We start from the raw sequence: 11,616 nt of genomic DNA on the forward strand, positions 1-11,616 counted from the left end.
CGCTGCGCGGACTGGTCAACGGCCGAACGGTCCGACGGCATGCGGTCGCCGCATTTGCCGCGCCCCTGTGGCGACGGCGCCACCGGCGGCGTGGAACGGTCGGTCGCACCCGCGACTTAGTCCCGGGGGCTGCGCGATGTCAGGAGAGATCCTATGCAATCTGCCAACGATACCCTGCCCGACCACAGGCGGCGCGGTCTGCTGATCGGTGCGTCCGCCGTGGCCGCCGTGGCGCTCGGCGGCCGGGCGTGGGCGCAGGCAGCGACGGCGGGCCGTGCGGCCGCCGCGGAGCCGTTCGAGCTGCCGCCGCTGCCCTATTCGGTCCGCAAGAACGAGCCTGTCATCGATGCCGAGACCATGGAGCTCCATCATGACAAGCACCATGCTGCCTACGTGAAGGCGCTCAACGGCGCGGCCGCCGACGGCGGCGCTTGGGCGACCAAGCCGCTCGAGGTCATTCTCGCCAATCTCGACCAGGTGCCGGAGACGGTCCGCACGGTCGTGCGCAACAATGGCGGCGGCCACGCCAACCACACCATGTTCTGGGAGGTCATGGGCGGGCGCGGCGGGCAGCCCAAGGGTGACCTGGCGGAGGCCATCGGCGCCGCCTTCGGCTCCTTCGACAAGCTCAGGGAGAGCTTCGACGCGGCGGGCGCCAAGGTGTTCGGATCCGGCTGGGTCTTCGTCACCGTGGACCGGCAGGGCCGGCTTGCGCTCGTCACCAAGCCGAACCAGGACACGCCCCTGATGGACGGCCAGCGCGTCCTCTTCGGCAACGATGTATGGGAGCACGCCTATTACCTGAGCTATCGGAACCGCCGCGCGGACTATCTGAAGGCGTGGTGGGACATCGTCGACTGGGGCAAGGTCGGGGACCGCTACGCCCGCGCCAAGGACGGGGCGCTCGCTATTTGAGCGCGGCTAGAGTGCTTCGCGATTGGGTGGACTCACCCAATCGCAAAAGAAGCGCTCCAGATTCAAAAGGTTATGAGCATTTCGTCATTGGATGATCCCATCCAATGACGAAATGCTCTAGGGCCATGGACGGCGCGAGCGCGCTCGTGGTAAGCGCCGGGCTTCTCAACCGATACGTCCATGGCCGACCTTCAACTGACGACCCGCCCCGAGCGTCCCATCGACGCCGAGCAAATCGAGCGCCTGCACGAGCGAGCGTTCGGGCCCGGCCGCTACGCGCGAACCGCGTATCGTCTGCGCGAGGGGCGTCCGCATCGGGCCGACCTGTCGTTCACATCGCTGGTCGGCACCCTGCTCGTGGGCTCGGTTCGCCTGTCCTCCGTGCTCGCCGGCGATGTGCGCGCGCTGCTGCTCGGGCCGCTCGCCGTGGAGCCGGCGTTCGAGGGGCGGGGCATCGCGGGCGAGCTGATCCGCGAGGCGCTGGCGGCCGGGCGGTCAGCCGGGGAAACCCTGGTGCTGCTGGTCGGCGATCCGCCCTATTACGCCCGCTTCGGCTTCCAATCGGTGCCGCCGGGGCAATTGACCCTGCCGGGGCCTGTCGATCCGGCCCGTCTGCTCTGTGTCGAGCTCGTGCAGGGGGCGCTGGAGCGCGCGCGGGGTGCGGTTCGGCCAGCGTGAGCGCGGCCTCTTGCCGCCCGTGTTGAATTGATGCCGGCCGCCATCCATGTGGAGGGCCGCGCGGCGTTGCTGCCGCGCTGCAACAACGGCGGAGGCGAGACGAGACGATGACGATGTGGGTCCGACTGGTGCTGATCGCCGCTCTCTCCGCCTTGGCCGCCTGCAATACGGGGAAGGTTCGTCCCGAGGGCGTGCTGCCCAGAGAGTCGTTGCCGACCCCGCCCTCCGAGCCCCGCGCCGCGCAGTACATGCCCAAGTCGCGCAGCGACGCGACGCCCGCCGCTGTGCCCGTGCCGGAGCAGCCTGCCAAGCCGATCGTGGTGCCGCGCTAGAGCATTTCGCCATTGGATGGGATCATCCAATGGCAGGAAATGCTCCTAACTTTTTGAATCTGGAGCGCTTCTTCGCGATTGGGCGAGCCCGCCCAATCGCGAAGCGCTCTGGCCGTGCATTCGGATGGCCTGTGCCGATCTTGATCGGCGCACCGCTCGGTCGGGCGTGTGATCGTCCGATCAGCTATCGCTGTCGCTGATTCTTGGGCTGCCATCCCGGGGCGCGGGCGAGGAGCGGCGTTGCGCTTGACAATCTGTATCAAACGATAGTTAGGCTTCGGCAGGTCGCTCTCCGTGCCGTCGGACGGTGAGGATGCGCGAGGGCGGATGCAGGTTCCGGTCGGACGGTCGAACAATCGCGACGATCGCCGGGCCCAGCTTGTCTCGGTCTCCCGTATCATCCATCGCATGCGCCGGGGCAGCTTCGGCTTCCAACAAACCAGATGACCGGCGGGCGTCCGCTCCGACCGGTCGCCATCATGCGGGGAATACGCCATGCTAGACGATTCGCGCCTGAGCACCCTGGCGGACGTGCCGCGCCTCCATGCGGCGACCAAGGGCAACCAGATCGCATTGTCCTTCGAGGGTCGGCTCACGACGCACGCCGATTTCGACCGCCGCACCAGCCAGGTGGCGAACGCGCTGATCGCCGCCGGCCTCAAGCCCGGCGATCGCATCGCCCACGTGGGCAAGAACACGGACTTTTTCTTCGAGCTGGTATTCGGCTGCTTCAAGGCCGGTGTCATCATCGTGCCGATCGTCTGGCGCCTGGCGCCGCCGGAGGTCGGCTACATCGTCGGAGATGCCGAGGCCAAGCTGCTGTTCGTCGGCCCCGAGTTCATCGACCTCGCCCGCCAGATCGTGCCCGACCTGCCGCTGCTCAAGGCGGTGGTGGCGATGGAGGGCAACGCGCCGGAATGGCAGACGTTCGAGGCCTGGCGCGACGCGCAGCCTGCGACCGATCCCAAGCGCGAGGTGGCGGCCGACGATGTCATCCTCCAGCTCTACACCTCCGGCACTACCGGCCGCCCCAAGGGCGCCATGCTGACCCACAACAATTTCCTGACCATGCGGCGCCTGCAGGACCAGTCCGAGGCCGAGTGGCTGCACTGGCACGATGACGATGTCGGCCTCGTCGCCATGCCCAACGGTCACATCGGCGGCACGGGCTTCGGCATCTGGGTGCTCTATTATGGCGTCAAGGCCATCGTCACCCGCGAGTTCGACCCCATGCAGGTGCTGGACCTGATCGAGCACGAGGGCGTCAACAAGTTCTTCATGGTGCCGGCGGCGCTGCAATTCGTCGTGCGCCAACCGCGCGCCCGCGAGGTCGACTACAGCCGCCTGCGCTCCATCTCCTACGGCGCGAGCCCGATCCCGCATGCGCTGCTCGTCGAGTGCATGGAGGTCTTCAAGTGCGGCTTCGTGCAGATGTACGGGCTCACGGAGACGACCGGCACGGTGGTGGCGTTGCCGCCTGAGGACCATTCCGCCGATGAGTCGCCCAAGATGCGGTCGGCCGGCAAGGCGTTGCCCGGCGTCGAGATCGCCATCCTCGACGCGAGCGGCAAGCCGCTGCCGGTGGGCGAGATCGGCGAGATCGCCATCAAGTCGCCGTCCAACATGAAGGGCTACTGGAACCTGCCGGAGGCCACCGCTGCGGCCATGCCCGGCGACAACTGGTTCAAGTCGGGCGACGCCGGTTACATGGACGAGGAGGGCTACCTCTACGTCCACGACCGCATGAAGGACATGATCATTTCCGGCGGCGAGAACGTCTATCCGGCAGAGGTGGAGAACGCCATCTACGGCCACCCGGACGTGGCCGAGGTCGCCGTCATCGGCGTTCCCTCGCAGAAGTGGGGCGAGGAGGTGAAAGCCATCGTCGCGCCCAAGCCCGGCACCAGCCCGAGCGAGGACGACATCATCCGCTGGGCCCGCTCCAAGATCGCCGCGTTCAAGGCGCCCAAGTCGGTGGAGTTCATCGACGCCCTGCCGCGCAACGCCTCCGGCAAGATCCTGCGTCGTACGTTACGCGAGCCCTATTGGGCCGGCCTCGATCGACGGGTGAACTGAGGCGCGTGTCGGCACGCTCAGGCTGGTGAACCGGCCGGCCCAAGCTCGTCCGTGAGGCGTTGCGAGTTCGTGACGGCCGGGCTCGACCCGGTCGCCCATCCCTATGTCGGTACCGCCGCTTGAGCCCGGCGCTAGGCGGCTCTATGCTGTTGACCAAACGATCGTTAGGTGCTGCAAACGTCGACGCAGGGTGGCCCGTTCCCATGGTGGGCGGCATTGGACAGTCGGCAGTTGGCGGGAGGAAGCAATGAACTTCGACTTCTCGGACGAACAGAAGCAGTTGCGCGACTCGGCTCGTCGCTTCCTGGAGAAGCAGAGCCCGGTCGCCGTGGTCCGCCGCGTGCTGGAAGGCGACGAAGGCTACGACAAGGAGCTGTGGAAGGGCCTGGCCGAGATGGGCTTCACCGGCGCGGCCATCCCCGAGGAGTTCGGCGGCGCCGGCCTCGGCCATCTGGAGCTTTGCGTCATCGCCGAGGAACTCGGACGCTCGCTCGCGCCGACGCCGTTCTCGTCCTCGATCTATCTGGCGGCCGAGTTCCTGATGGCGGCGGGCAGCGACGAGCAGAAGGCGAAGTACCTGCCCAAGCTCGCGTCGGGCGAATGGATCGGCACCTTCGCGTTTGCCGAGGGCGTTGGTGAGGTGACGCCGGAGCGCATCGCTGCCAGTGCCTCCCAGGGCAAGCTCACCGGCACCAAGGTGCCGGTGCCGGACGGCGAGATCGCCGACTTCGCCGTGGTTGCGGCGCGCACCGGCGGCTCGGGCGTGCGCTCGGTGTCGCTGTTCCTGGTCGACCTCGCCGGCGCCGGCGTCAAGCGCACGCCGGTGAAGACCATCGATCCCAGCCGCAAGCACGCGCGCGTCGCTTTCGACGGCGCCGCGGCGGAACCGCTCGGTGCTGCGGGCGAGGGCTGGTCGATCCTGACCGGCGTGCTCGACCGGGCCGCCGTGCTCACCGCCTTCGAGCAGGTGGGCGGCGCCGACCGGGCGCTGGAGATGGCCCGGGACTACGCTCTGGAGCGCATCGCCTTCGGCCGTCAGATCGGCTCGTTCCAGGCGGTCAAGCACATGCTGGCCGACATGTACGTGTCGGCGACGCTGGCGCGCTCGAACTGCTACTGGGGCGCCTACGCCCTGTCGACCGGCTCGGCCGAGCTGCCGGAGGCGGCGGCGACGGCCCGCGTCAGCGCCACCCAGGCCTTCCAGCATTGCTCGACCAACAACATCCAGGTGCACGGCGGCATGGGCTTCACCTGGCAGTTCGATTGCCACCTCTACTACAAGCGCTCGAACCTGCTGGCCCTCAACCTCGGCAGCCTCTCCCAGTGGGAGAACAAGCTGATCGAGCGCATGCGCACCGGCAACTCGGCCAAGGACGCGGCCTGACCGCACGAGAGCGCTTCGCGATCGGGTGGAACCACCCGATCGCAGAGAAGCGCTCCAGATTCAAAAAACTTGGGGCATTTCTGTTCGATCAGATGATCCATCTGATCGAGAAATTCTCTAGGAGGATCGACCCATGAACTTCGACGATACCCCCGAAGAGGCCAAGTTCCGCGCCATCGCCCGGGAATGGATCGGCGCCAACGCGCCGCACGAGCTCGACGCCGACCTGAAGCGCTCGGGCATGGGCGGCCTGCGCCTGCCCGGCCGCGACGTGCTCAAGGAATCCAAGGCCTGGCAGAAGAAGAAGGCCGACGGCGGCTGGGCCGTCCCGCACTGGCCCAAGGAGTACGGCGGCCGCAGCGCAACGCCCATCGAGCGCGTGATCTGGCAGCAGGAGGAGGGCATCTACAACCAGCTCTCCGGCGCCTTCGCCATCGGCCAGGGCATGTGTGGGCCGACCGTCATGGCCTACGCCAACGAGGACATCAAACGCCACTACCTGCCGCCGCTCGCCTCCGGCGAGAAGGTCTGGTGCCAGCTGTTCTCCGAACCGGCGGGCGGATCGGACGTGGCCGCCCTGCGGACGCGCGCCGAGAAGGACGGTGACGACTGGATCATCAACGGCCAGAAGATCTGGACCAGCGGCGCCCAGTTCTCCGACTACGGCATCCTGCTGACCCGCACCGATCCGAACGTGCCCAAGCACGCCGGGCTCACCATGTTCATCGTCGACATGCATGCGCCGGGCGTCGAGGTTCGGCCCATCCACCAGATGAGCGGCGGGCGCGAGTTCAACGAAGTCTTCTTCGAGAACGTGCGCATTCCCGACAGCCATCGCCTGGGCGCCGTCAACGACGGCTGGCAGGTGTCGCTGACCACGCTCATGAACGAGCGCATGTCGATCGGCACGCGGCTGAACACCGGCTTCCCCGAGATCTTCGAGTTCTGCTCGCGCTTCGAGCTGCCGGGCGGCCCGGCCATCGACGATCCGGCGGTGCGCTCCAAGCTCGCTGCCTGGGCGGTCAAGGCCTCCGGCCTGCGTTATACGGCCTTCCGCGCCATCTCCAGCCTGTCGAAGGGCGAGCGGCCGGGGCCCGAGAACTCCATCGGCAAGCTGGTGGCCGGCGTGATGACGCAGGACATCGCCAAGTTCGCGATGGAACTGGAAGGCGAGGCGGGCATTCTCGCCGACCCGGATGAGGCACCGGCCGCGGCGCTGTTCCAGAACCTGCTGGTGCGGTCGCCCGGCATGCGCATCGCCGGCGGCACCGACGAGATCCTGCGCAACATCATCGCCGAGCGCGTGCTCGGCCTGCCCGGCGACATCCGCGTCGACAAGAGCGTGCCGTTCAACCAGGTGCCGAGCAGGTAGGAGGCCTCGCTCACCGGCAGCTGAGTTCGGTTGGAAGGCCGGAACATTGCGCCAGATCAATCACGTGGACCGTGATCCCGCCGGAAGATGGGCGGGCGTGCCCCGGGAGTTGTCCCGGGGGCGCCCAATCATTTTCCACCCTGGGAGCACGCCCGTGAATCTCAACGACACGCCCGAAGAGGCCGCGTTCCGCGCCGAAGCGAGACGCTGGATCGATGCCAACGCCCCGCGGGCGCTGGAGGCCGAGCTGCAGCGGGCCGGGCCCGGCCCGCTTCGGCTGGCGGACGCCGACGCCTTCTGCGCGGCCAAGGACTGGCAGAGCCGGAAGGCGGCCGGCGGGTGGGCCGTTCCGCATTGGCCCCAGGCCTACGGCGGCCGCGGCGCCACGCCGATCGAGCGCGTGATCTGGCAGCAGGAAGAGGAGCCCTACGGCAAGCTGTCGGGGCTGTTCTCGGTCGGTCACGGGATCTGCGGGCCGACGATCATGGCCTACGCCGACGAGGCGCGGAAGCGGGCCCTGTTGCCGCCGCTGGCGGCGGGCACAGAGATCTGGTGCCAGCTGTTCTCCGAGCCGTCGGCGGGCTCCGACCTCGCCGGCGTGCGCACCCGCGCCGTGCGCGACGGTGGCGACTGGGTGATCAACGGCCAGAAGATCTGGACCAGCGGCGCCCAGCACGCCGATTGGGGGCTGCTGCTGGCGCGCACGGACCCGACCGTCGCCAAGCACAAGGGCCTCACCATGTTCTTCGTGAGCATGCGGACGCCCGGCATCGACGTGCGGCCGATCCATCAGATGAATGGTGGCTACGAGTTCAACGAGGTGTTCCTCGACAACGTCCGCATCGCCGACGATCAGCGCCTGGGCGCCGTCAACGACGGCTGGCAGGTAGCGCTGGCTGCCTTGATGAACGAGCGCTTGGCCATCGGGGCCCGGTTGGCGACCGGCTTTCCCGAGGTCCTGGCACTATGCTCGGGGCTCAGCACGGCAGACGGGCCGGCGTTGGACGATCCGGCCGTCCGCTCGCGCCTCGCCGGCTGGGCGGTCAAGGCCAGCGGGCTGCGCTTCACGGTCCTGCGGGCCATGACCAGCCTGTCGCGGGGCGAAGTGCCCGGCCCCGAGAATTCGATCTGCAAGCTCGTCGCCGCCAACATGAAGCAGGACATCGCCAAGTTCGCGCTCGATCTCGAAGGCGAGGCGGGCGCGCTCGACGAGGCGGACGAGGCGGGCGGCAACGCCTTGTTCCAGCGCATGCTCATGCGTGCGCCGGGCCGTCGCATCGCCGGCGGCACCGACGAGATCCTGCGCAACATCATCGCCGAGCGGGTGCTCGGCCTGCCCGGCGATATCCGCCTCGACAAGGGGCGGCCGTTCAATCAAGGCCCAAGCTAGCGTCGCCATGGCCGCCAAACGCCGTGACCGACGTCCGACCTCTGGAATGCGGGAGCACGCCCCATGAATTTCGACGACACGCCGCAGGAGGCCGCCTTCCGCGCCGAGGCCAAGGCCTGGATCGCGGCCAACGCGCCCAAGGAGCTGGAGCCCGAGCTCAAGAGCTCCGGCTTCGGCGGCCTCTACCTGGAGAGCGTCGATCCGATGCAGGCGGCCAAGGCGTGGCAGAAGAAGAAGGCCGAAGCCGGCTGGGCCTGCCTGCATTGGCCCAAGGACTACGGCGGCCGCGGCGCCAGCCCGATCGAGCGGGTGATCTGGGGCCAGGAGGAGGGGCTCTATGCCAAGCTCTCGGCGCCGTTCACCATCGGCCACGGCATGTGCGGCCCGACCGTGATGGCGTTCGCCAGCGAGGACCAGAAGCGCGAGCGGCTGCCGCCGCTGGCCTCCGGCGCGGAGATCTGGTGCCAGCTGTTCTCGGAGCCCGCCGCCGGCTCCGACCTGGCCGGCCTGCGCACGCGGGCCGAGCGCGACGGTGACGACTGGGTGATCAACGGCCAGAAGATCTGGACCAGCGGCGCCCAGCACTCCGATTGGGGCCTGCTGCTGACCCGCACGGATCCGTCCGTCGCCAAGCACAAGGGCCTGACCATGTTCTTCCTGGACATGCGCTCGCCCGGCGTCGAGGTGCGGCCGATCCGGCAGATGAACGACCAGCGTACCTTCAACGAGGTGTTCTTCGAGAACGTGCGCATTCCCGATGCCCAGCGCCTCGGCGGCGTCGGGCAGGGCTGGCAGGTGTCGCTCACCACCTTGATGAACGAGCGCCTGTCGATCGGCTCCGGCATGCCGACCGGCTTCCCCGACCTGTTCGAGCTCGCCTGCGGGCTCGAGACCCCGGACGGGCCGGCGGTGGACAATCCCGCCGTGCGCGCCAAGCTGGCCAATTGGGCGGTCAAGGCCTCCGGTCTGCGCTTCACCGCGTTCCGGGCGCTGTCGGCGCTGTCGAAGGGCGAGACCCCGGGGCCGGAGAACTCGATCGGCAAGCTCGTCGCCGGCTCGATGATGCAGGAGATCGCCAAGTTCGCCCTCGACCTGGAGGGCTATGCCGGTCTGATCACCGACCCCGCCGAGACGCCGGCGCTGGCCAAGTTCCAGACCATGCTGCTGCGCTCGCCGGCCACCCGCATCGAGGGCGGCTCGGACGAGATCCTGCGCAACATCATCGCCGAGCGCGTGCTCGGTCTGCCGCCCGACATCCGCGTGGACAAGGACGTGGCCTTCAACGCCATCCCGACGGCCGGCCGCTGATTGCGGCCTATCCCCACAAGCACGCAGCAGACGTCGCACCGAGCCAGGAGAGAGGACCGACCAAGATGATCAAGACGCGTTTCACCGAGCTGTTCGGCGTCGAGCACCCGATCGCCCAGGGCGGCATGCAATGGGTCGGCCGGGCCGAGCTGGTGTCGGCGGTGGCCAACGCCGGCGCCCTGGGCTTCATCACGGCGCTGACCCAGCCGACGCCGGAGGCCTTGTTCAACGAGGTCAAGCGCACGCGCGAGATGACGGACAAGCCGTTCGGCGTGAACCTCACGATCCTGCCGGCCATCAATCCGCCGCCCTACGCGGAGTATCGGCGCGCCATCATCGAGTCGGGCGTCAAGGCGGTCGAGACGGCCGGTTACAAGCCCGAGGAGCATATCGCCGACCTCCAGCAGCACGGCATCAAGGTCATCCACAAGTGCACGGCGGTCCGCCACGCGGTGTCGGCCCAGCGCATGGGCGCCGACGCGATCTCCATCGACGGCTTCGAGTGCGCCGGCCACCCCGGTGAGGACGACATTCCGGGCCTGATCCTGATCCCGGCGGCCGCCGACAAGATCACCATCCCGATGATCGCCTCCGGCGGCTTCGGCGATGGCCGCGGCCTGGCAGCGGCCCTGGCGCTGGGCGCCGAAGGCATCAACATGGGCACGCGCTTCATGGCCACCAAGGAGGCGCCGATCCATCAGAAGATCAAGGAGCAGCTGGTGGCCAACGACGAGCGTGCCACCGACCTGATCTTCCGCACCATGCGCAACACCTCGCGCGTCGCCCGCAACGACGTCAGCCAGGAGGTGGTGAAGCTCGAGCGCGACGGTGCCAAGTTCGAGGACGTCAAGCACCTCGTCGCCGGCGTCCGCGGCCGCGTCGTCTACGAGGGCGGGGACCAGAACCACGGCATCTGGTCGGCCGGCATGATCCAGGGGCTGATCCACGACATCCCGAGCTGCGAGGAGCTGATCCACCGCATCGTCCGTGATGCCGAGGAGATCATCAACGCGCGTCTGGCGCGCATGACCTCGCCGCTGCGGCAGGCGGCGGAATAGGAGCTAGTCGCGGCGCAGAAATTGGCTCTCTAAACGCCGCTGTTTGGTTGCAGTCACGTGCGCAGAGAGAGCCGCTGCGCCCCCTCGCCCCGCTTGCGGGGAGAGGGCGGGGTGAGGGGGCCTCGCCGGGCGTGACCGGCCTTGAACCTTCTTCTGCACCGCCCTCTCACCCGGCTTGCGCAGCGCCTCGCTTCGCGCAAGCCGACCTCTCCCCGCGTGCGGGGAGAGGTGAAGGGCGAGCCCAGCCATGACGGAATTGTAAACAGGAGAGGGAGAAGCGCCATGGGATCGCTCGTTCTGCGCGACGACAGGGACGGCTGTGCCACGCTCACGCTCAACCGTCCGGACAAGCTGAATGCGCTCAATGTCGAGCTCTTCGCGGAGCTGAGCGGCCACGTCGATCGGATCGCCGCCGAGACCGACCGCGTCGGGCTGGTCATCGTGCGCGGCGCCGGCAAGTGCTTTTCGGCCGGTCACGACCTGACCGATATCGCCGCCGGCGAGAAGCCGCCGCGGCCCAACTTCCAGGCCGACGTCATCGAGCGGCTGGCCAACCTGCCGCAGCCGGTGATCTCGGCCGTGCACGGCCACTGCTACACCGGGGCACTGGAACTGGCGCTGGCCGGCGATCTGCTCGTTGCATCCGAAGGAGCCAAGTTCGCCGACACCCACGCCCGCTGGGCGCTGACGCCGGTATGGGGCATGAGCCAGCGCCTGCCGCGCCGGGTCGGCCTGCCCAAGGCCCGCGAGATGATGTTCACGGCGCGCACCTACACGGGCCGGCAGGCGGAAGCCATGGGGCTGGCCAATATCTGCGTGCCGGACGCGGAGTTCGAGGCCGAGCTCGCCTCCCTCACCAAGACGATCCTGGCCAATTCCTGGTTCAGCCATCGCGCCAACAAGGCGCTGCTGCTGGCGACGGATGGGCTGCCACTGGCTGCCGGGCTCGACCATGAGATCGTGCGCACCCGCGGCCGCGGGCCGGACATGGAGGAGCGCATCGCCGCCTTCACCGCCAAGACGGCGAAGATCGCCTGACAGGACGGCGACGATCGCCTGAGGCTTGCTTGCGCCCCGGGCGCCGCCTTCCATTCGGGCGCAAC

Annotated in this window: 10 protein-coding genes; all 10 read left to right on the forward strand. The window is 68.4% G+C overall.

Translation table 11 applies throughout. The features are described 5' to 3' along the window. Window positions 1-153 precede the first annotated feature (153 nt). The 10 genes from ACZ5PO_RS16420 to ACZ5PO_RS16465 all read left to right on the forward strand — a co-directional run bounded on the left by ACZ5PO_RS16420 (window position 154) and on the right by ACZ5PO_RS16465 (window position 11,551). On the forward strand, window positions 154-915 hold the full coding sequence (locus ACZ5PO_RS16420; protein WP_464195316.1) for a superoxide dismutase: 762 nt from the start codon (window positions 154-156) through the stop codon (window positions 913-915). A 180-nt stretch (window positions 916-1,095) separates the two neighbouring features. After that, window positions 1,096-1,593, forward strand: a complete 498-nt coding sequence (locus tag ACZ5PO_RS16425) for a GNAT family N-acetyltransferase (protein WP_464195318.1) — start codon at window positions 1,096-1,098, stop codon at window positions 1,591-1,593. A gap of 107 nt (window positions 1,594-1,700) precedes the next feature. Next, complete coding sequence (locus tag ACZ5PO_RS16430; protein WP_464195320.1) at window positions 1,701-1,925, forward strand: hypothetical protein; 225 nt, start codon at window positions 1,701-1,703, stop codon at window positions 1,923-1,925. 495 nt (window positions 1,926-2,420) lie between these two features. Continuing rightward, window positions 2,421-4,001 (forward strand): fatty acid--CoA ligase, encoded by a 1,581-nt coding sequence (locus ACZ5PO_RS16435; RefSeq protein ID WP_464195322.1) that lies wholly within the window; start codon window positions 2,421-2,423, stop codon window positions 3,999-4,001. 247 nt (window positions 4,002-4,248) lie between these two features. Continuing rightward, window positions 4,249-5,385 (forward strand): acyl-CoA dehydrogenase family protein, encoded by a 1,137-nt coding sequence (locus tag ACZ5PO_RS16440; protein ID WP_464195324.1) that lies wholly within the window; start codon window positions 4,249-4,251, stop codon window positions 5,383-5,385. Between the two features lie 133 nt (window positions 5,386-5,518). After that, window positions 5,519-6,757, forward strand: a complete 1,239-nt coding sequence (locus tag ACZ5PO_RS16445; RefSeq protein ID WP_464195326.1) for an acyl-CoA dehydrogenase — start codon at window positions 5,519-5,521, stop codon at window positions 6,755-6,757. Between the two features lie 154 nt (window positions 6,758-6,911). Beyond that, the gene (locus ACZ5PO_RS16450; RefSeq protein ID WP_464195328.1) at window positions 6,912-8,147 is read left to right on the forward strand and encodes an acyl-CoA dehydrogenase family protein; all 1,236 of its coding nucleotides are present in this window, start codon (window positions 6,912-6,914) and stop codon (window positions 8,145-8,147) included. A gap of 63 nt (window positions 8,148-8,210) precedes the next feature. Continuing rightward, a complete protein-coding gene (locus ACZ5PO_RS16455) occupies window positions 8,211-9,455 on the forward strand; it encodes an acyl-CoA dehydrogenase (protein WP_464195330.1) in 1,245 nt (414 codons plus the stop codon). A gap of 65 nt (window positions 9,456-9,520) precedes the next feature. Next, complete coding sequence (locus ACZ5PO_RS16460; protein WP_464195332.1) at window positions 9,521-10,513, forward strand: NAD(P)H-dependent flavin oxidoreductase; 993 nt, start codon at window positions 9,521-9,523, stop codon at window positions 10,511-10,513. A gap of 282 nt (window positions 10,514-10,795) precedes the next feature. Continuing rightward, window positions 10,796-11,551 (forward strand): enoyl-CoA hydratase/isomerase family protein, encoded by a 756-nt coding sequence (locus tag ACZ5PO_RS16465; protein WP_464195334.1) that lies wholly within the window; start codon window positions 10,796-10,798, stop codon window positions 11,549-11,551. The last annotated feature ends 65 nt before the right edge of the window (window positions 11,552-11,616 follow it).

It is taken from the genome of Chelatococcus sp. KU-N122 (assembly GCF_055391085.1).

Coding starts and splice junctions, on each gene's coding strand:
- ACZ5PO_RS16455 (WP_464195330.1), top strand. CDS start 8,211: ATGAATTTCGACGACACGCCGCAGGAGGCCGCCTTCCGCGCCGAGGCC.
- ACZ5PO_RS16465 (WP_464195334.1), top strand. CDS start 10,796: ATGGGATCGCTCGTTCTGCGCGACGACAGGGACGGCTGTGCCACGCTC.
- ACZ5PO_RS16440 (WP_464195324.1), top strand. CDS start 4,249: ATGAACTTCGACTTCTCGGACGAACAGAAGCAGTTGCGCGACTCGGCT.
- ACZ5PO_RS16430 (WP_464195320.1), top strand. CDS start 1,701: ATGACGATGTGGGTCCGACTGGTGCTGATCGCCGCTCTCTCCGCCTTG.
- ACZ5PO_RS16445 (WP_464195326.1), top strand. CDS start 5,519: ATGAACTTCGACGATACCCCCGAAGAGGCCAAGTTCCGCGCCATCGCC.
- ACZ5PO_RS16425 (WP_464195318.1), top strand. CDS start 1,096: ATGGCCGACCTTCAACTGACGACCCGCCCCGAGCGTCCCATCGACGCC.
- ACZ5PO_RS16435 (WP_464195322.1), top strand. CDS start 2,421: ATGCTAGACGATTCGCGCCTGAGCACCCTGGCGGACGTGCCGCGCCTC.
- ACZ5PO_RS16460 (WP_464195332.1), top strand. CDS start 9,521: ATGATCAAGACGCGTTTCACCGAGCTGTTCGGCGTCGAGCACCCGATC.
- ACZ5PO_RS16420 (WP_464195316.1), top strand. CDS start 154: ATGCAATCTGCCAACGATACCCTGCCCGACCACAGGCGGCGCGGTCTG.